A 19,922-nucleotide genomic window follows, 5' to 3' on the forward strand; every position below is an offset into this window, starting at 1 on the left:
AGGAGAGAAAAATGGACCAGGAAGCAGTTGTTATGGAAATCATTGTCAATGCAGGTGAAGCACGAAGCTTGTGTTTTGAGGCATTGGCCAAGGCGAAGAAGCAGGAACTGGAACAGGCCAGAGAGCTGCTACAGCAAGCCAAAGATTGTCTGAACCGTGCCCACCTAACCCAGACTCAGTTGATTGAAGCCGATCAGGGAGAAGGTAAGGTGAAGATGACATTAGTGATGGTACATGCCCAGGATCACTTGATGACGACTATCTTGGCGCATGAGCTAACCAATGAAATGGTATCTATGTACGAAAACATGTCTAAATAAATAGGGATGGATTATGACTAAATCACCTCTAAAACTGGCCATCATCGGCGGTGGCAGCAGCTATACGCCGGAGTTGGTTGAGGGTGTTTTGAAAAGGCTTGACCGTGTGCCAGTCAAAGAAATGCATTTTGTCGATGTCGAGGCTGGACAGGATAAGCTCGAGATTATTGAGGCACTGACCCGGAGGATGGTTGAAAAGGCGGGAGCTGATATCACGATTAAAGCCTCGCTGGATCGTCGGGCAGCAATAGAAAATGCTGATTTTGTCATGACTCAGTTTCGTGTCGGTGGTCTACAGGCTCGCGCGAATGATGAGCGTATCCCATTAAAATATGACGTGATTGGCCAGGAAACGACGGGACCAGGTGGATTTGCCAAAGCACTTCGGACTATTCCTGTTATCTTGGATATCTGTAAGGATATCGAGGAACTTGCCCCGAATGCCTGGATGCTTAACTTCACCAACCCGGCAGGGCTGGTGACTGAAGCGGTTCAGAAATACAGCAAAGTAAAAACTATCGGATTGTGTAATGTCCCCGTCTCGATGAAGATGATGATTGCCGAGATGATGGATTGCTTGCCGGAAGAGCTGTCGCTTGAGTGTGCAGGGTTAAACCATTTGGTATGGGCCCACCGCGCATGGCTTGATGGTAAGGATATTACTGCAGAAGTGCTGAAAAAAGTCGGTGATGGTGCCAACTTCAGCATGAAGAATATTTTTGAAGAGCCTTGGGATCCGGCATTTCTTAAAGCTCTAGGGGCGATCCCATGCCCTTACCACCGTTATTTCTATCAGACTGATGCGATGTTGGCGGAAGAAAAGGAATCTTCCCAAAACGAGGGAACTCGTGCAGAGCAGGTGATGAAAACGGAACAAGAACTGTTTGAGCTGTATCAAAATGAAAGTCTTGCAGAAAAACCAGAGCAATTGGAAAAGCGAGGCGGTGCTTATTACTCTGATGCATCGCTGAATCTGGTTGATGCGATCTATAACGATCTCAAGACGATCCATGTAGTAAACGTACGCAATAACGGAACCATTGCGACGTTGCCTGATGATGCCGTGATTGAGTGCAGCTCTGTGGTTGGAAGCTGGGGTGCCAGACCATTGATGATTGGAGAGCTGAGCCCGTCTGTGATTGGTTTGATTGGTCAGGTGAAAGCCTATGAGCAACTTACCGTTGAGGCTGCCGTTTTGGGTGATTATGACAAGGGGCTTATGGCGTTGGCGAATAATCCTTTGGTTCCTGATATCAGCAAAGCGAAAGCAATTTTTGACGATATTTTGAACACGAATCACGATTATCTGCCGCAATTTAATCAGTAGTATAAAACTAAAGAGCAGTGTGCCAGGTGAAAACAGGCGGCTGCTCTTCTTTTTAGGTGGTTGTTATGCATGTTATTTTTAATGCCGATGATTTTGGTTTGACACCTGGGGTCAACCTGGGAATTGTTGATGCGTGCCAGTCTGGTGTTGTACGTTCAACAACGCTAATGGTAGGTATGGAGGCAGAGAAGCATGCAGTTGATTTGGTCCCCTCAGCGCCAGCGCTGAAGGTTGGGCTTCATTTACGCTTTACCGCCGGAGCGCCGCTAACCGATATTCCTTTTTTGGTCGGCGATGATGGATTGTTTGAGGTGAAGGAAGGGTTTTGGCGAAAACGTAATTTTTCGCAGCAGCTGATTGCCGATGAGGTCATTGCACAAATTTCCCGCTTTAATGAGACCGGGCTTAGCCTTAGTCATATCGACAGTCATCACCATGCGCATATGCATCCGCAAATCCTGCCCATTGTGCAAGAAATCGCGCGTGACTACCAGGTTCCACTGAGGGCGACGGGTTTTTATGGCAAGGCGCGGAGTGACTGCCGCTATGCCTTTGATGACAGCTTCTATGGCGAGAATATATCGCAGGATAAGGTGCTACAGATAATAAACAGGCATCGTGGCAACTGTGATGTTTTGGAAATCATGGTCCATCCGGCGTATGTTGATCAAGCTCTCATTGATGTTAGCTCTTACAATACCTATCGGGCCAAAGAGCTTGATATCCTGACCGATAGCAAATTGTCTGAAGCATTAGATGAACTTGGCGTTACAGTGAGTGATTATTCCATTTTGTCTTCGTAAGTTAAGATTATTGTATTCGTATTTATGGTAGGTAATTTACGTTTTTATCGGGCTCTTGTGATCGAACCTATTGTCAGCATCTTTATGTGAATTAGGCTTGGTACTATAGTCGTGGGGTATGGTGGTGAAAGTGAAGTTGGTTCTCGGGCATCATATTACTCAACAGGTTTAGAGGTAGTACAGTAACCATGGCAAGTATTAAAGATGTGGCGTCCCTGGCGGGTGTTCACCGTTCAACGGTTTCGAGGATCATTAACGGCGAGGGGAAATTCCGCTCGGATACCAGGCGGAAAGTAGAACGCGCAATGGCCGAGCTAAATTACCGTCCGAGTGCGATTGCCCGTTCACTGGCCACAGCTTCATCAAATATGACTGGCTTGCTGGTAACCTATTATACCGGTGGTTTTTTTGGCGAAATGATGGAGCAGGTCCAGGCAGAGCTGGATCAACATGATAAATTTCTGATCACCGCCCAGGGACATCGCCGTGCAGATGGCGAACGTGAAGCGATACGCCGTTTTCATGATCTCCGTTGCGAAGGCTATATCCTGAATAGTCGCTACTTAAGTGATGATGAACTTCGGGAACTGGCGCAAGAGCCTACCCCGTTTGTCCTGCTCGATCGTGTCGTCGAAGGTTTGGAATCGCGGTGTATCACCTTTGATCATAGCCTAGCTGCAAAGATGGCCGTTGATTACCTGGTTGAACAAGGGCACAGCGACATTGCCTGTATTTCAGGTCCGCGCAATCGCGCCAGTTGTAATCAACGATATCAAGGCTATGTACAGGCGCTTAAAAATGCAGGAATAGCACTTGATCCTCGGCTAACGGTTGAGGGTAACTATGGCCGTGAAAGTGGTTATCTTGCCGCACAAAAGCTATATCATACGGCGCCGGAGATGACTGCGCTGTTTTCTTGCAGTGAAGAAATGATGCAAGGGGCACTGCAGTTTTTCCATGAGCACCATGTCGAGATCCCGCGCCAGCTTTCACTGATCAGTTTCGATAGTATCGATTTATGTGCGACTATGTACCCTTTCGTTTCGTCCGTCCACTTTCCTATTAGTGACATGGCGCAGGTTGCGGTTGGGTTGCTAATGAGTCAAATCAATCAACAGGATGCCTGTATACAGCGTCATTTCGAGCCGGAATTACGCATTCGTAACAGTGTTAAAAAACGCGAGCTGGTAAGCGGTTAACCTGGTTTCGTAGATACTTCTTTCTGACTTTACGCCACCGAATGGCGCCAATTATAGCTATGTTTTATACATGGCTAATCATCATTGGCGGGTACTGACGTGGATGCTAATTTTCAATATTCCGACCAATTCGGACCATTTAAAACCATTCACCTTTACGAACCTTCAGTGGATCTAAAGGCCGTATTGGTTATCGATAATATTGCCTTGGGACCATCGATCGGTGGTATTCGTATGGCTCCTGATGTTACGACTGAAGAGTGCCTCCGCCTCGCCCGTGCCATGACGTTTAAAAATGCTGCTGCAGGTCTGCCGCACGGAGGAGGCAAAGCGGTTATTTGCGCCGATCCCAAAATGAACCGGCAGGATAAAGAGATATTGGTACGGGCTTTTGCCCAAGGGTTGCGCAATGAAGAGGGTTATATTTTTGCTCCGGACATGGGAATGGATGAAGAGTGTATGGCCTGGATACGCGATGAGGTTGGCCGGGCGGTTGGGCTCCCCAAAGAGCTAGGCGGCATTCCTTTGGATGAATTGGGAGCCACAGGGTGGGGACTGGCTCAGGCTGTCGAAATCGTGTCGCAGGAATGTGGCTTCAAAGTCCGTGGTTCTCGCTTTGTCGTGCAGGGGTTTGGTGCCGTAGGTCAGCACGTGAGCCGTTTTTTAGTCGAGCAGGGAGCGTTGCTGGTAGGTGTGTCTGATTCCAGAGGAGCCATTGTCAATGAAGGCGGTGTGGATGTAGCAAAGCTCATGGCCTGTAAAGCGGAAGGTAAACCTGTTACTGAGTATCGCGATGCCGTTCAGATCCCGAGTGATGATCTTGTCGAGGTTGACTGTGACATTTGGATCCCTGCGGCAAGGCCCGATGTGATCCATAAAGACAATGTTCACCGGATGAATACCAAAATTGTTGTTCAGGGGGCGAATATTCCTTGTACTCAGGCGGCAGAAATGTATTTGCATCAGCATGGGGTGCTCTGTATCCCGGATTTTATCGCCAATGCTGGTGGGGTAATTTGTGCTGCCATGGAATACCACGGTTCGACACAAGCAGCTGCTTTTGAAGCGATAGAGCATAAAGTGAGAGACAACACACTTTTGGTGTTAAAGCGCATGTCAGAGCAGGCGATGCTACCTCGTGAAGCGGCAGTGGATTTGGCAAAAGAGCGGTTAACGAAAACCATGGCTTCACGGCGTTACTCGCTTTTCTCGACCGCTCCCCATTTTCTTTGAGCAAAGATTAAAGAAAAGTAATTGTGTATCAATTGTGTATACGTATAATAGACGGCACCTGCCCGAGTGGTGAAATTGGTATACACGACGGATTCAAAATCCGTTTCCTTCGGGAGTGACGGTTCAAGTCCGTCCTCGGGCACCATATCCCATATGACAAAGCCTCAGCGAAAGCTGGGGCTTTGTTGTTTTTGACTCTTTATTTTCCTCTCACTCTTGCCAGAACGTTGTTCGTTTTTTTGATTTTTGTGGCATTGAACACGCTTTTGAGGGTGAAAAATCGTGCCCGGAAGAGAAAAATTCACAGAATCCGCTTGCCAAACCTGAAACATCCTTTACTAATAACAGGATATGCAAAATAACAATACAGGAGAGTAGTAGTATGCGAGCAGCAAATCCTGAGTATTTACTGGCGGCATTGCGGGGTGTCATTAAAGCCAAGGGGTTAACTTATAAGGAGTTGGCCGATCGGCTTGGTGTCCCCCTGTCCACGTTCAAGCGCCACTTATACAGCCCGAGTATTACTCTTGAGAAGCTGCTTGATTATTGCATGGAGGCGGATACTACCCTGGAAGAGCTGCAGAAACTGGCTATTAAGCTGCAGCATGACAACGACAACTTCTTTAGCCATACCCAGGATGAGGTTTTTTACCAGTTCCCTCAACTGTATGACTTCTACCGCGAGCTTCGCCACCTGCGCCATCATGACAGTTACGATCATATGCAGAAAAAGTATGGCCTGGACAATACGTCGACGTACGCCTATCTGCGGGCCTTGGAGATGTTAGGGCTGGTTAAGCTTGCAGATGACAACAAGATTCAGCTTATCGGCCCCTATTATTACCGTTTTTCCGATGACTCCAAGCTGAGCCAGAAATACAAGGAAATCCTTAAAGAGCAGGCGCTGGATAACCCGAACTGCGTCAGGGTTGGTTTTTCTCGCATGTATCTAAAGGAGGAACAGCTGGAAGCTTTGAACAAACTCTTGGCAAAAGAAGTCCTCAAGTATCACAGCGAGAATATGCAAAATAATGCGACTAGTCAGGATTTGCTCCGTAATGTGTTGTTGTTCGTCACCCAGCATCAGCCGCTTGCTTTTTCTGATGGGATAGTGTCACTGCCAAACTCTTTCCTCCAGGATGTCAAAAACGCTATTGCTGACTTTGAAGAACAGGGGGCGTAGGTCTCCCCCTGTTTAGTGAGTACCGCCAAGCCACTTCAGGTTGATGAGGCCTGATGACAGGCGACGAGCTGTTGCTCGCTGCTTTGAGTCAATACAGGGTAAGCGTTTAGGCACATACTTTCAGCTTGCGGGCATCGTGATGCGAAGTGACACCCTGGCGGAGGAGCCATCGGTGATGGTACATCGCCTTCCAGCATGACTCTTTTGCCGCGCTGACGCGGGTCCGGGATGGGGATCGCTGAGATCAGCGCCTTGGTGTAAGGGTGTTGCGGATTGCTAAACAGTGTTTCTGTATCGCTGAGTTCGACAATTCGCCCCAGGTACATCACGGCGATTTTGTCTGAGATGTGGCGGACGACCGATAGGTCGTGGGCGATGAAGACCAAAGCCAGATTCATCTGTTTTTGCAGATCAAGCAGCAGGTTGATGATCTGCGATTGTACCGAAACATCCAGTGCGGATACCGCTTCGTCGCAGACAATCAGTTTCGGGTTGAGTGCGATTGCCCGTGCGATGCCGATCCGCTGGCGTTGCCCGCCGGAAAATTCGTGCGGATATCGGTTGGCCGCAGATACCGGCAGCCCGACTTTCTGCAACAGCTCTTTGACCCAGGCTTCTCGTTCTTCCGGCAGGCCGATGTTGTGGATTTCAAACGGCTCAGCGATGATGGTGCCTATGGTATGACGGCTGTTAAGACTCTCCATTGGATCCTGAAAAATAATCTGCATCTCTTTGCGCAGGGATACCATTTCTGACGGGCTCAGGTGAGTGATGTCTTGTCCGTTGTAGATGATCTGCCCGGCTGTTGGCTCATGAAGTTTTAGCAGGGTTCGCCCGACAGAGCTTTTTCCGCAGCCTGATTCACCTACCAGACCAAGGGTTTCGCCTGCCTTGACGTCGAATGACACACCGTCGACAGCATAAACGTATTTGGGCTTGCGAAACAGCGAGCCTCGCAGTGCGTAGTGCTGTTTCAAATCGATGAGTTTAAGAATCGTTTCAGGCATGGTTGACCTCGTTTATTTTCAGGCAACTGACGAAGTGCTTTTGTGACACCGTTTGTGGCTGCGGTACGGCTTCGCCACAGTCATCGGTCTGGTAGTGACAACGGTTACGGAACCGGCAGCCAGACGGCATCTCTTTTAGGTGGGGGACAGAGCCCGGGATGGTATTCAGTTTGGTTTTCGGTTTATCCTCGATACGCGGAATCGAACGCAGTAGCCCCTGGGTATAAGGGTGCTTGGGAGATTCGAACAGGGTGAATACATCCGCCTGTTCCACAACCCGACCGGCATACATCACTACCACCTCATCACACATTTCGGCAACAACGCCCAAATCGTGGGTAATGAAGATAATGGCCATGTTGTTTTCTTCCTGGATGGAGCGCATCAGCTCCAGGATCTGGGCCTGAACGGTGACATCCAGAGCCGTGGTCGGTTCATCTGCTATCAGGATGTCCGGCTTGCAGGCCAGAGCCATGGCAATCATCACCCGTTGCCGCATTCCGCCGGAAAGTTCATGAGGGTAGACATGGAAGCGTTGCTCGGCTGCTGGAATACCGACCCGTTGCAGCATATCAATCGCAGTCTGCTTGCGCTCGGTTTTGGAATATTCTGGTCGATGTAGCTCATAGACTTCACATAGTTGGCGGCCGATTGAATGCACAGGGTTCAGGGCGGTCATTGGATCCTGGAAAATCATTGAGATTCGTGCTCCGCGAGTGCGGTAAAGATCTTCCGGGGCCATGCTGACCAGATCGGTGCCATCATAGGTAATGGAGCCCGAGGTCACTTTGCCGTAAGGTCGGGGCAGCAGGCCCATAATGGAAGCTGCGGTGACACTTTTGCCACAGCCTGACTCTCCGACGATCCCGATGGTTTTGCCTTTGGCGACACTGAATGAGACGCCGTCCAGTACTTTAATATCCCCTTCATCGGTTGAGAAGGTCGTTTCCAGATCCCTGATGGTCAGGATGTCGTTATTGTTATAACTCATAGTTCGGTACCTTCCTTACCCCTGAATAAAACGTTTGTCGATGAGAGTGACAGGTTCAAAGGACTTATCGTCATCCAGTGCTTCCTTGGTTGCTCTTTTCTCGTCGAGGTCAATCCAGAACAGGCCGAATTCCATTTTGCTGGCATCGAGAATATCGCGGGACAATGCAGTGCCCAGGCCTTGCGGCAGCTTGACATAACGCCAGTGTGAGCCGCGGGAGAACGGCACCGAATAGGTTGGTATCACGCAGTTGCAGTCAGCGATTTTCTGCTGGATTTGCCGTGATATCTCCGCCTTTTTGCTGACATCAAATTCGGTGTCAAACGCCTCAATTAACTTGTCCATCTCAGAGTTGGCATAGTTGGTGAAGTTATTGGTTTGTGGATGTGCATTTGATGAGTGGAAGTACTGCCAGTAAACAGGCAGTGCGCTCGTGCCCATACCCAGGAAGGCTGCCTGATGTTTTTTCTCAAGTAGTGACTTGAAGCCGGTAGCACCGTCAACCAGTTTGAGCTCAAGATCCAGGCCGGCTTTTTTGGCTTCTTCCTTCAGCACCACTACACGGGCTGTGTGCATCTTGCTCAGATAGGTCAGAGTGATGGCAAGGCGTTCACCTTTATCATTGATGCGGGTGCCGTCGCTGTCCAGGTGGTCGAACCCGGCCTTCTTGAAATATTCGGCGGCCAGTGCCGGGTCAAACTTCTTGGCTTTGATGTCCGGGTTATCGTAGTCGCCGTAACCAGAACCGAAGCTTTGCTGGTGGGCATAGTCTCCGCGCAGGGCGACATCAATCATTTTTTCGACATTTAGAGAATGGGCAATACCCTGACGGATATCGGCATTATCCATCAATGGCGCCTGAAGGTTCAGCCATACCCCGGCCGCACCTTGAGGGTACTGGTTGTAAAACCATGACTTCTGAATGTAGCCCTTATCATAGAGCGGCCCCTTGGCTTTGTTGTGCCACAGGGACGGAAAGACCATGTAATAGGCATCTAGCATACCACGCTCAAAATACTTAAGGGCAATATCAGTATCACGGATCACCTTGATGATGATCTTGTCGACGTTGTAGCGGTGCTGGTAGTAGCGGTTGGTGTACCCCCACCAGTTATCAACCTTCACCAAGTGAACAGCTCGGCCTTTGCGAATTTTGCCTACTTTGTACGGTCCGGTAGTCGGCTCGGCTTTCCAGTTATAGCGACGGATGAAATCGTTCGGAAGCTGACCGCCCGGATAGAAGTGCGCCGGTTTAGGCATGATGTTTAGCCGCATGATCAGCTCATCGTCAGCCAGTTGATCGGCGGAGTGGAGGGCAAAGGTATAGTTGTCATAGACAGTGATCCCCGCCACCTTGTTGGTGAAGTAATCTTTGTACCATGGCGCCTTGGCATTCTCGCTTCTCATGTAGTCGAATACAAAGGCGAAATCCCGGCTGGTGATTGGCTCGCCGTCGGTCCAGCGCGCATTTTCATCGATCCGAAAGTAGAGGGTTTTGTGGTCGTCACCAAAGGCCCACTCCTTTGCAATAGCCGGCAAAAACTGTCGGGTGTTCGGCTGCTGCTGGAGTAGAGCCGGGTTGCCATCGAGCAAAAAGGCCCGAAAGCTACCGTTGGAGTCGGGGCCGATAGTGCGCAACGTCAGCGGAAAGCTTGAAATATGTAACCGGTAAGTGCCGCCTGCTTTGGCCCGGCTGTCGGCAAACAGTGGCTGTTCCGGATTGGAAATCCAATTCAGGCCCGACGGGAGCTCTGCTGTCAGCCCCTTGCCCTGGCACAGTACCGTAATGACTGCGAGCAGAGAGGCCATCCAAAATTGTCTCATTGTTTCTCCATACATTTATGATCTCGGTAGCTGCCTTGCTACCGTTTAATGTTGTTTGTATGAGCCGTTATCTGTCACGAGCATTGTGTGCTCAGAGCTCAGATGTAGCGGGTGTATTTTTTCGGGTCAAAGGCTTCTCTGACACCTTCGCCAATGAAGGTCACCATGGTCAGAACCGACACAATAGCCATCACAACCGAGCCAATGATCCAGTAGGCATCCAGGTTTGATTTACCTTGTTGCAGCAAGTCACCCCAGCTCGGGGTTGGCGGCATTAGTCCTAGCCCGAGGTAGTCCAGTGCAGTCAGTGTGGTGATATTGGCAACAATGCCGAACGGTGCCAGGGTGATCACCATGACCATGGTATTAGGCAGGATGTGTTTGACGATCACCCGCCACAGGCCCGCTCCCTGAGCCCGGGCAGCCATAACGTATTCCCGGGCTTTTTCTTTATAGGTCATGGTTCTCATGTACCAGGTAATGCTGATCCAGCCGAACATAACGTTAATCAGAACGAACAGGAAAAAGCTTGGCTGGATAATCGAGACCATGATCATGATGACGTAGAGGAAGGGCACCATCGACCACACCTCAATGACCCGTTGCATCACCAGGTCGAATTTGCCGCCGAGGTAGCCCATCAATGAGCCAATCAGCACGCCAATGGTGTAGCAGAGTGTCAGGGTCAGCATGGCAAACCAGATAGCGATCCGGAAACCGTAAATCAGGCGGGCAAGCACATCACGCCCTGACTCATCGGTGCCCAGGTAATGCTGGCTCTCCAGCGAAGGTGGATTGGGCGGGTAGTGCATGCCGTCGAAGTCCTGCTCGTACGGGTTCCAAGGGATAACAGGCATTAGTACCCAGTTCCCTTTCCCTTCTTCGGCAAAGGATTTTTTCAGCTGGCGGTAATTCACTTCGTAGCCGTAATCAAGGCCGAACATCTCACCAGTTTTTACCTCAGAGTAGGTCGGAAAGTGCAGCTCGCCTTGGTAGGAGACAACCAGAGCCCGGCTGTTAACCAGAAGCTCGGCAACACAGGAGAGCAGCACCAGGGTCGTCAGGAGCACGAAGGAATAGTAGCTTCGCCTGATGGAGCGGAAGCGGTTAAGTTTCTTTTTGGTCAGTGGATTTAACGGCATGGTTTAGCTCCCGAATTTAACCCGAGGGTCGACAATGGCAACGCACATATCCGAGAGGATGTTACCGAACATCAACAGCAGGGAAGACATCGCCAGGATCCCCATAACAACCGGGTAATCGCGCTCGATGATCGATTCGTATCCCAGCAGGCCGATACCGTCGATATTAAAGACCACCTCGATAAGGAATGAACCGGCAACAAATACCGAGACAACATTCCCCAGATGGCTGGCTATCGGGATCAGGCTGTTTCGCAGGGCGTGTTTACGTACGGCTTGTTGGAATGGTAGCCCTTTGGCAATGGCCGTTTTGACGTAATCTGCTGCCAGGTTTTCCAACAGGTTGTTTTTCATCGTCATGGTGAGGATGGCAAAGTCTCCGATGATGTAGCAAAACAGGGGAAGGACGGCATGAGAGAACAGATCGGCAATTTTGTCCGGCCACAGTAAATCGTCGAAATCATCACTAACGAAGTCGCCCATTGGGAACCAGTCTAGATGGAATGCAAAGAATGAAATTAGAAATACCCCGACGACGTAGTTTGGTAGGGCATAACCGATAAACACCATCACCGAGCTGACATTATCGAACCGGGATCCGTGTTTCATCGCCTTGAGGATCCCGAGCGGAATTGATATCAGGTAGCTGATCAGAAAGGTCATTAAACCGTAGAATAATGATACGGGGAGCCGTTCTTTTATCATGCCCCATACCGGTTCGTAATAGCGGGTGGATTCGCCTAAATCAAGTTGCACCAGTTTACCCAGCCACTCGGTATAGGCCTCGAATATCGGCTTGTCCAAACCGTAGAAGGCATTAAGTTCGGCAATTTGTTCATCTGACAGGGTTTGTGAACCTTGTTGGTTTCCGCCCCCGCTTTCCATTGACTGGGATTGCATCTGAGCAATCATCCGCTCAACCGGGCCGCCGGGAACAAAGCGGGTCAGGGCAAAAACAAGCAGGGTGACGCCAATAAAGGTAGGTATTATCAGTAGCAGTCGTCGGCTAAAGTAGGCTAGCAAGGGAAGCTCCTTTGCATCTTTAACGTAAGTTGTTTGGAGTTATTCATGGTCGGTCATGCATCCGTGATATGGCCTGTATTTGTTCAGTCGCGGTGAGTCGAAATCCCCGGGTATCACTGATACCCGGGGAGTGTCGAGGATTGCTTAGTAGTTAAGTTACAGTACAGGAAGCTGCTCTAATGCATAGCGGTACTGGATGTACTCTCTGGTTGTCCAGAGCCAGATCGTTTCAGGATCGATATCGTAAACCTCTGCATCTTGTGGCTGCTGAGTGATAGCTTCTGCAATATTGGTTGCGTAGATATCGGCACTGCTTAATAAGGCCTCCAGATACTCAGGGTCTTCATCTTTATAGCTACGGATAGCATTCCAGGCTGCATGCAGATCATCTTTGCTATGGCATCTGCTACTGCCAGTTGCTAGTGAGTAACAGTTTTTTGCCTCATCAAGCGTAAACTTGGCCGGAGAGAAGATTGTCCCACGGAATAAAGAGTCGAAATACGGCGTCTTTTTCAGTAGTGCCACAGCTTCAGTATCACGCAGCATAAACAGGGTGAAGTCGTTCAGGCTTCTTATGCCGTATGCTTTCAGGTTTTGCTTGGTAGTTGAATGAGCATTTTCCAGTTTGGTAAGTTCATCCTGTTTGCCGTTAATCAACAACGCTTTTTCAGCCATATGCAATCCAATGCGATTACGGCGTGTTACAGCATATTTTTTGGCTTTTAGGCTAAATTCGAAGCCATTTTCCATATCGAGATCCGAACCAGGTCGATTCAGAGAAATGGCATCGATTAAGTACTGTGAACTGTCGGACAGGCCATATTCTTGAACTGTACCAAAAGCAACCAAGTTGTGAAGTAGTGCTGAGTACGTCGGGGTTACTGTCGTCCGAGATAATTGGAAGTAACGCTTTAGCCCTGATAAGTAGGGGGGAACATCAATCGCACGTTTGATATCTGGTCGGTATGGCTTAACGGTCGCTTTGCGGTTGCCATCTTTGTCTACGAAGATTGGTGCTGGGTATTTATCGTAATCAAAGCCAAGGTGACCGAGGTAAGCCTGTACTTTTATTGGTGTTCCCTGGGTACCGCTGCGAGGGTCAGACACATCAAGCAGAGCCATATTGGACTTATCCCTGTTGACAGTATTATCGCCTCGCTTGACCAACATCTGTGCTGCCAGCAACTTGTCCGGCCAAATACCTAACAGGTCAACGGCACTGGCTGAACTCTGATAAGGGTTATTAGCTCGCATATTGGCATGTGAGCGACCGTCCCGAGTTTCGGAAAGGACTTTGATGTTATCGTATCCGCCAGCCATTTCGGCGACTAAGTCTGGGTCAAAGCATGATCTAGGTAGCGTCGTTTTATGCTGGATCCTAGGGCCATAGCTACTCCAAAGATCAGACAGGGCAACAAATCTATTGATAGGTTGTTGTCCTGATGGTGTCACTTCAAGCTCACACACTTGGTCCGGGGTACTCATGACCTTGACGAAGAAGTTTGCCGCTTCCATTGCAGCGTCAAAGGTATCACAGACCTGCTGGGCGCCTTTAGGTAAGTTCTTGCGGGTGTAGGCGCGAGTACAGTTGTCGGTATAGTAATTGGCAACATTTTGACCGTAGCTGTCTTCTGCTCCTCTTAACTGTCCAAGCTGATAGTCCATTTCTCCAAGGTCTTCAACAACTTCTCGAATCTCATTGAACTGATTCAAGCGATTGACCGTGTAGTAGAACAGATTAAAATCGTAAAACTGATCTCGTCCGTCTCGGCGGTTAACCAAATCGTAGTTATCCCAATATTTCTGGATCCGGAACCGGGTTAGCTCCAGTATATTGGTTCCTTCGTCAAAGCGGTTACAGGTGGTTGTACTGCTTACGTTCTCGTCGGTGCAATATGTATAGTGTTTAACTTGAGCATCTGGAGAGACTGCCGTCAGGTTCTTTTGCAACTGATCGAGAACGCCTAATGGGTAGGCCTGATGGTTGTTTCGCAGGTTATCATCAATGTTTTTAAGACTGACGAGTTTAGTGGTTGTCGTCCCTTCGTCTGTACCTGGCTGGTTGACTTCTACTTGGCGGCTATAACCGTACCTTAATGCTGCGATGTCATACTTACCGTAGATTGGCAGTTCATCAAAGATGGAGGCTCCATAGTCCATTACGGAGCTGTAGGCTGGTACCTTGTCATAGCCAAACTTGGCAACTTCATCCTGATGGTAGAAGTTATCTTTATCGACAGAGCCCATAAAGTTATGGCGAAGGCCAAGGTTGTGTCCGAATTCGTGAACCAGCGTTGACTTAAACATGTGTGCACTAATGGCATCACTGGCTTTTTGCTGTTGATCCTGTGACAACTGGTTCCATTTTTTCAGCTTTTTATTGGCTTTGTTTGCGTAGTCCGGTGCATTTTGATCTAGGTCGCTGTTATCAAAGTATCCGCCTGCAAGATAATCGATGCCCTTGATTAATCCTTTTGATTTAGTGCTGACCCACATAAATTCGGCTGCATACATATTTTGCTCAGCCATCTTATTGAGTTGTTTTTGATAATTAGCCACTCCTTTGCTGAAGCTATTTGCGTCTTGCTCATCAGGTGAAAGCCAACGTGGGGCATCATTTATAAACTGAGGCTCATACTGAACGGGAACCTGTTGACTGGTGGCTGCTGGCAAGTTCAGGCGGTTGTTGACGAAGCTATTTTCCAGGCCGCCAAATCCAGTTGAAGTGGAACCGCTATCAGCATCTGAGGATGAATCACTATCTGAACTACTCTCAGGAATAAATGAATCTGGGCGCTCGATTTCCCCGCGATTATAATATTTAGCAAGTTCATTCCACATTCTGCGTGAGGTTGAGCGAATCACTCCAGCATATTGATTAACATGAGCATGAACTATTTCGCCTGTGAGTGGGTTGGTAGCTGACGGACCATAACCCAACAGGCCGTTGTCTACCGGTTCTGTGATCAGGTTGAGTACGTTGTAGCGTAAATCGCCGGTATGAACGCCCGCTTTTTGTGTTGGGTTAACGATTTTGATCGGTGGAACGCCGGTACCGGCCAACGTTTTGTTCATTTGATCAATCGTTTCGAGCGTAATGTCGAGGTAGAACTTGCCTGCTTTATCGAAATAGCTATCACTTAAATAGTAATCAATCGATTTCTTATTTGGGTTAAATCGGTGGAGTAGATTAAATTTTTGCCCTTGTAACCCAATTTCTCCTGTCAGTGAACGCTGTTTCTTTTCGTCTTTGAAGAAGCCAAATCTTGAAACATCACGGCCCGGATAGAAAACTGTTTGGTAATCATCGCTCGCTAATTTGTCGAGTTGTACCATGGAGTAGAAAAAACGAGTTTTAAATGATAGGTCTTCTAAGTTTCCACCAAAATCGTAGGCATCATCCGGGCTTGCAGTAAAGGTTCGTTCTACCTCGACGTTTAATACACCTGTTTTAGCATCGTATGTCGAACTGATTACGCGAGGCTCTGCTGTTTCCTCAACATTATCGGCAGTCCACCAAGCATCAACTGTATCAACAGCTAAAGACTCGACGCCAGCATAATCAGGAGTAAAGTGGGTAGTCTCTTCCCAGTTTAGGTCGGCATCCTCATTGAGTTCTTCTTTGTTGGTGCATTCGTCATAGTCATCTTCAGCACACCGGTATTGTTGGAATGTCCCTGGAATTTTTAATACTGGTGCCTGGTTAATGACGCTCGCATATTGACTTTCTTTACCTGGTTCGATGGTATCGCGATCGACTTCCTCTGCTACAATACCATTGGTCTTATCAAAGCGAAGTTTGACTAGTTTTGGTGTGCCCTGGAAAAAGCCACGCTGGGTGACTGCATAACGAGGGGCTGCGCCCGTAGAGGGCATATATAGCCAGAGAGATTCGGTATCTAAGGTGTTTTTGGCTATTTGTTCTTGTGCGCGAGGAAGAGTGTCATAGCTCCTTTCCTCAGCTCCGCAGCCGTAGAGCGCAATGCTCACCATAGCTGCAATGGCTAATTTCTTATACATGTTGTGCTCACCAAATTATTATGATTAAAGGTCGTAATTTAATGTGATGTAGTAGGTGGGTTTTTCGAGATCGAATAGGTTTTCGATTGGATTCGGACCCCTGTCTGGGTCGTAATATGACGCACTATTCGTCATGCCTGTTGCCAGGCTAAATTCATCGTTAAACTGATACCCCAGTTCGGCTGAGTAAGTCAGTTCTGGCGAGTAACTTTTTCCACGATAGCTCCACGATTTGGAGCTCACAAAGTTAGTGCTGAAAAACCACTTGTTCGGTGTGTATTCGACAGACAATAAATTACTGATTCGATACTCTTCGAGTGGATGGCCGCCGGCAGTTGTGTATTGGTGGAAGTTTTTACGTAAACGAATTGAGTCGCTAACCAGAAGCCCTTCGATAATATGGTCTAGTGAATAAGAGATTTTAACATTGCCGCGTATTGCAGTATTAAGGTCGTTTTTTATTGACTCATCTGATACTGGAATAAGAATGCGTGAACCTGCTGACATCGCAAGATGGTCAGTCGGGTTCCAAATATTATATCTTGTCGCTGTTAACCAAATATCGCTCCAAAATTCTCCCCTTTCACCGTCGTAGCTGTGTCGACCAGAGGCAATGGCTGTGAATTTTGTATTGGCATTTAGGTAGTACTTAATCGTAGCGGTAAGTGCCAGATTACGGTCGGCTAAATAGTGGTCGTCATCGTAACCATTTCTGCTGTAATCAATACCAATAGACGCTCCCCATTTTTTTTGTTGTGCGGGAACATCCTGAACCTGTTCTTCAGCATGTATGCCATTGGATATCAATACAGATACCATACTAAATAGCATCAAGTTAAACTTCATGACTTGCCCCATTCCCTGTGCGAATTTCGATATGGCGATCCGAGTTGCCACATGAAATATACGTAGTCTTCTTATGATTAGAGGGAATCAATACTAATTCACACGCTGGTAGCAATAAAACGCTATTGCAAAAGTATCATGTAATTATTCGTCCGGTATTAAATGGTGAAACCGGCATGGGTTTTGTGTAAAGCTATGAATTTCGTGAAATTAATGTTTGTCGATATCTATATCTGTAGAGCTGGGTCTGGGTGGGTGCAATAGCTGTTGAGTAGTTCAATTATAGCATTATATATCACTGGTCGGAGGTGGTTGATAATCTTTGCTCTGAATTGGAATATATACGTATTTTAAGGGTGTTAATATTTATGTTAAGAGTGTCCTCTATAAGAAATAACAGGTGATTTTCATCGTTCATCACAGTTAATAGATAAATTATCCGTAAGGCTCTGACAGCCGCACGGTAAGTCGCTAGTATTTGCGTTGCAGCACTCAACGAAATTAAAGAGAGAATAGGGATTTTGTCATCGCGATCAGCCAATAGCCGATATGGCGTCATAATTGAAAATGTCAAAGAGCAGATCCGGCAAAAGATTTGGTTGCCCGGTGAGCGTATACCGTCTGTCCGAGTGATGAGCAAGGCCCAGTCTGTCAGTGTGATGACCGTACTGAAAGCGTATGAGCATTTGGAGGCCGAAGGCTGGATATACGCTAAGGCAAAAGCGGGTTATTACGTTGCAGCCCACTTTAATCGATTGTCTGAGCCAGAACAGGCGACACCGCAGGTCGTGAATCGGTCTATACACATCAATCGGCATGTTTTTGAAGTGCTTCGGGCCTGTAAGCGGCCTGATGTGATCCCTTTCGGATCGGCTTTTCCTGATCCTGAATTGTTTCCGCTCCAGCAATTGGGGCGAACGTTGGCTCAGGCAATTAAAACCATGCCGACTAATAGTGGCATCATAGATTTACCTCCGGGAAGCCTGGAGCTAAGACGTGTTATCGCTCAGCGCTATTTGAGAGATGGGATACAGGTGTCCCTCGATGATATCGTCATTACATCAGGCGCGATGGAGTCTTTGGGGTTGAGCTTGGCTGCCGTGACTCAACCGGGAGATACGGTAGCGGTTGAATCTCCTGCTTTCTATGGCGCCCTTCAGGCAATTGAAAGGTTAAGGCTGAAAGCCGTTGAAATCCCTACCCATCCCCGGAAAGGTATGTCGGTTGAAGCCTTGGAGGCTGCTATCGAAACCAATGATGTTAAAGCGTGCTGGCTGATGAGTAAGTTTCAAAACCCCCTTGGGGCGACTATGGCTGCTGAGCAGAAACAAGCGATTTACGACTTGCTGGCTAAAAATGATATCCCCCTTATCGAAGATGATGTCTATGCCGAGCTGTATTTCGGCAAAACGAAGCCTTTGCCAATTAAGGCTCTGGATGAAAAGGGGGTGGTATTGCACAGCTCCTCTTTCTCTAAATGCCTAGCTCCCGGATTTCGAGTCGGTTGGGTTGCCGCCGGACGGTATGCCAGACAGGTTGAAGAGCTCCAGTTTATGTCGACTCTGTCTGTGGGGGCTCCCAACCAGTTTGCATTGACTCAGTACATTCAACATGGGGGGTACGATAATCATCTCCGTCGGCTTCGGCGTACTCTTGAGCAACGGCAGCAACAAATGCTGGGGGCTATCGAACAGTTTTTTCCTGCTGGGACAAAAGTGACAAGGCCTGAAGGTGGATATTTTTTATGGGTGGAGCTGCCGGAGAACATTGATACCTCCGCGATATTAACTGAATTACTGGATAACTATCGAATCAGTATTGCACCGGGAACATTATTTTCTGGGGATCAGCGATATAAGCACTGCATGAGAATTAATTGTGCCTACCCGTGGAATGAACAAAATAGAGCCGCTTTGTGTCAATTGGCGCAGTACTTAACTGAGCTGTGTGATCAAAACTAAAAAAGTCACTGTTCTAACTGTTTATAGCCTTAACTGTTCTACGTCACCTAATTGTCACTGTGTTCCTATTACGGCTCTACCGAACAAGGAGCTGGGGATCATGCTAAACCGAATTGTTAACCCTGAAATCAAATTGCTTGCCGTATCTGTTGTATGCGCTGCGTTGTTAGTGCTTGGGCACTTATTACTGGCTAAAAGTTTGGCAGAGCAGGTTTGGGTGGAATATACCGCAGCAGCGATTCCTTTTGTGCTGTTTGGAATTGGTGCGTTGGCCATTCGCTTTGCGATTGCTAAAGAAAATCAAGACTAGGCGTTACGAGGAAAAGCATTGCAAAGAGAAACAAAGCTGTTTCCTGAGTCAAAATTGCGCAGATTACGGCTTGTTGTTTGTTTGTTGTTCGCTTGAGCTGCTTTTAGTGATTTATTTCAAAAATAGCCTTGCCAACGGAATCGAAGTCTCTATAATGCCGCCTCACCGACACGGAGCACGGCGACTTAAGCCAGCAACGTATCGGATTTGTTCTTTAACAATTTGACCATGCAATCTGTGTGGGCACTCGTGAAATGAATAGTCAAAAAAGATTATATCAATGAACTGAGTGACCAATTCAAGTTGGTACAGCCTTGAGCTGTTTTGTTTTACTTTTTCAAAAGTGAAAGCCAATAAGAGCACAGTCAATTCATTCATTACTTCGGTAATGAATTAACAGTATTCATTGAGCCGGTCGCCTTTTTACAAGAGCGGCCAACAAAACTTTAATTGAAGAGTTTGATCATGGCTCAGATTGAACGCTGGCGGCAGGCCTAACACATGCAAGTCGAGCGGCAGCGACATAAACAATCCTTCGGGTGCGTTTATGGGCGGCGAGCGGCGGACGGGTGAGTAATGCCTGGGAATATGCCCTGATGTGGGGGATAACCATTGGAAACGATGGCTAATACCGCATAATCTCTTCGGAGCAAAGAGGGGGACCTTCGGGCCTCTCGCGTCAGGATTAGCCCAGGTGGGATTAGCTAGTTGGTGGGGTAACGGCTCACCAAGG

At 48.1% G+C, this 19,922-nt stretch carries 15 protein-coding genes, 1 tRNA gene and 1 rRNA gene; 10 read left to right on the top strand and 7 right to left on the bottom strand.

Going from position 1 to position 19,922, the window contains the following annotated elements; genetic code table 11:
• Positions 1 to 11: 11 nt before the first annotated feature.
• The 7 genes from L4D19_RS20640 to L4D19_RS20670 all read left to right on the top strand — a co-directional run bounded on the left by L4D19_RS20640 (position 12) and on the right by L4D19_RS20670 (position 6,065).
• Positions 12 to 320: a PTS lactose/cellobiose transporter subunit IIA gene (locus L4D19_RS20640; RefSeq protein WP_075767044.1), complete on the top strand. Its 309-nt coding sequence runs from the start codon at positions 12 to 14 to the stop codon at positions 318 to 320.
• 13 nt (positions 321 to 333) lie between these two features.
• Complete coding sequence (locus L4D19_RS20645; RefSeq protein WP_428454054.1) at positions 334 to 1,647, top strand: 6-phospho-beta-glucosidase; 1,314 nt, start codon at positions 334 to 336, stop codon at positions 1,645 to 1,647.
• A gap of 65 nt (positions 1,648 to 1,712) precedes the next feature.
• Entirely contained in the window at positions 1,713 to 2,450 is a 738-nt protein-coding gene (gene chbG, locus L4D19_RS20650; RefSeq protein WP_428454055.1) for a chitin disaccharide deacetylase, read from the top strand.
• 188 nt (positions 2,451 to 2,638) lie between these two features.
• Positions 2,639 to 3,649, top strand: a complete 1,011-nt coding sequence (locus L4D19_RS20655) for a LacI family DNA-binding transcriptional regulator (protein WP_428454056.1) — start codon at positions 2,639 to 2,641, stop codon at positions 3,647 to 3,649.
• Positions 3,650 to 3,748: 99 nt separating this feature from the next.
• Positions 3,749 to 4,882: a Glu/Leu/Phe/Val family dehydrogenase gene (locus tag L4D19_RS20660; RefSeq protein WP_428454057.1), complete on the top strand. Its 1,134-nt coding sequence runs from the start codon at positions 3,749 to 3,751 to the stop codon at positions 4,880 to 4,882.
• A 60-nt stretch (positions 4,883 to 4,942) separates the two neighbouring features.
• Positions 4,943 to 5,027: transfer RNA gene (locus L4D19_RS20665), tRNA-Leu, on the top strand.
• Between the two features lie 237 nt (positions 5,028 to 5,264).
• On the top strand, positions 5,265 to 6,065 hold the full coding sequence (locus L4D19_RS20670) for a helix-turn-helix domain-containing protein (protein ID WP_428454058.1): 801 nt from the start codon (positions 5,265 to 5,267) through the stop codon (positions 6,063 to 6,065).
• Positions 6,066 to 6,100: 35 nt separating this feature from the next.
• Here the strand turns inward: L4D19_RS20670 and L4D19_RS20675 are convergent, their stop codons facing one another.
• From L4D19_RS20675 to L4D19_RS20705, 7 genes are all read right to left on the bottom strand, one after another.
• Positions 6,101 to 7,072, bottom strand: a complete 972-nt coding sequence (locus L4D19_RS20675) for an ABC transporter ATP-binding protein (RefSeq protein WP_428454059.1) — start codon at positions 7,070 to 7,072, stop codon at positions 6,101 to 6,103.
• Complete coding sequence (locus L4D19_RS20680) at positions 7,065 to 8,063, bottom strand: ABC transporter ATP-binding protein (RefSeq protein WP_428454060.1); 999 nt, start codon at positions 8,061 to 8,063, stop codon at positions 7,065 to 7,067. The genes L4D19_RS20675 and L4D19_RS20680 overlap by 8 nt, the downstream gene beginning before the upstream one ends.
• Positions 8,064 to 8,078: 15 nt before the next feature.
• Positions 8,079 to 9,887 carry an extracellular solute-binding protein gene (locus L4D19_RS20685; protein WP_428454061.1) on the bottom strand — a complete coding sequence of 603 codons (1,809 nt, stop codon included), beginning with the start codon at positions 9,885 to 9,887 and terminating at the stop codon, positions 8,079 to 8,081.
• A gap of 98 nt (positions 9,888 to 9,985) precedes the next feature.
• Positions 9,986 to 11,029 (bottom strand): ABC transporter permease, encoded by a 1,044-nt coding sequence (locus tag L4D19_RS20690; RefSeq protein WP_428454062.1) that lies wholly within the window; start codon positions 11,027 to 11,029, stop codon positions 9,986 to 9,988.
• A gap of 3 nt (positions 11,030 to 11,032) precedes the next feature.
• A complete protein-coding gene (locus tag L4D19_RS20695; RefSeq protein ID WP_428454063.1) occupies positions 11,033 to 12,052 on the bottom strand; it encodes an ABC transporter permease subunit in 1,020 nt (339 codons plus the stop codon).
• Between the two features lie 156 nt (positions 12,053 to 12,208).
• Positions 12,209 to 16,072, bottom strand: coding sequence for a zinc-dependent metalloprotease (locus L4D19_RS20700; RefSeq protein ID WP_428454064.1), 3,864 nt, complete (start codon positions 16,070 to 16,072; stop codon positions 12,209 to 12,211).
• A gap of 24 nt (positions 16,073 to 16,096) precedes the next feature.
• Positions 16,097 to 16,918, bottom strand: coding sequence for a hypothetical protein (locus tag L4D19_RS20705; RefSeq protein ID WP_428454065.1), 822 nt, complete (start codon positions 16,916 to 16,918; stop codon positions 16,097 to 16,099).
• A 521-nt stretch (positions 16,919 to 17,439) separates the two neighbouring features.
• Here L4D19_RS20705 and L4D19_RS20710 point away from each other — a divergent pair.
• The 3 genes from L4D19_RS20710 to L4D19_RS20720 all read left to right on the top strand — a co-directional run.
• Positions 17,440 to 18,879 carry an aminotransferase-like domain-containing protein gene (locus tag L4D19_RS20710; RefSeq protein ID WP_428454066.1) on the top strand — a complete coding sequence of 480 codons (1,440 nt, stop codon included), beginning with the start codon at positions 17,440 to 17,442 and terminating at the stop codon, positions 18,877 to 18,879.
• Between the two features lie 100 nt (positions 18,880 to 18,979).
• The gene (locus tag L4D19_RS20715; protein ID WP_075767031.1) at positions 18,980 to 19,189 is read left to right on the top strand and encodes a hypothetical protein; all 210 of its coding nucleotides are present in this window, start codon (positions 18,980 to 18,982) and stop codon (positions 19,187 to 19,189) included.
• Between the two features lie 447 nt (positions 19,190 to 19,636).
• Positions 19,637 to 19,922: ribosomal RNA gene (locus L4D19_RS20720) — 16S ribosomal RNA — on the top strand; the annotation flags it as partial.

Origin of the sequence: Photobacterium kasasachensis (genome assembly GCF_050336885.1) — a bacterium.
Lineage (GTDB): Bacteria > Pseudomonadota > Gammaproteobacteria > Enterobacterales > Vibrionaceae > Photobacterium > Photobacterium kasasachensis.

Bases quoted from the DNA above. Each gene is read 5' to 3' on its own strand.
- L4D19_RS20700 (WP_428454064.1), bottom strand. From the start codon at position 16,072: ATGTATAAGAAATTAGCCATTGCAGCTATGGTGAGCATTGCGCTCTAC.
- L4D19_RS20690 (WP_428454062.1), bottom strand. From the start codon at position 11,029: ATGCCGTTAAATCCACTGACCAAAAAGAAACTTAACCGCTTCCGCTCC.
- L4D19_RS20680 (WP_428454060.1), bottom strand. From the start codon at position 8,063: ATGAGTTATAACAATAACGACATCCTGACCATCAGGGATCTGGAAACG.
- L4D19_RS20705 (WP_428454065.1), bottom strand. From the start codon at position 16,918: ATGAAGTTTAACTTGATGCTATTTAGTATGGTATCTGTATTGATATCC.
- L4D19_RS20715 (WP_075767031.1), top strand. From the start codon at position 18,980: ATGCTAAACCGAATTGTTAACCCTGAAATCAAATTGCTTGCCGTATCT.
- L4D19_RS20670 (WP_428454058.1), top strand. From the start codon at position 5,265: ATGCGAGCAGCAAATCCTGAGTATTTACTGGCGGCATTGCGGGGTGTC.
- L4D19_RS20655 (WP_428454056.1), top strand. From the start codon at position 2,639: ATGGCAAGTATTAAAGATGTGGCGTCCCTGGCGGGTGTTCACCGTTCA.
- L4D19_RS20640 (WP_075767044.1), top strand. From the start codon at position 12: ATGGACCAGGAAGCAGTTGTTATGGAAATCATTGTCAATGCAGGTGAA.
- L4D19_RS20645 (WP_428454054.1), top strand. From the start codon at position 334: ATGACTAAATCACCTCTAAAACTGGCCATCATCGGCGGTGGCAGCAGC.
- L4D19_RS20675 (WP_428454059.1), bottom strand. From the start codon at position 7,072: ATGCCTGAAACGATTCTTAAACTCATCGATTTGAAACAGCACTACGCA.
- chbG (WP_428454055.1), top strand. From the start codon at position 1,713: ATGCATGTTATTTTTAATGCCGATGATTTTGGTTTGACACCTGGGGTC.
- L4D19_RS20685 (WP_428454061.1), bottom strand. From the start codon at position 9,887: ATGAGACAATTTTGGATGGCCTCTCTGCTCGCAGTCATTACGGTACTG.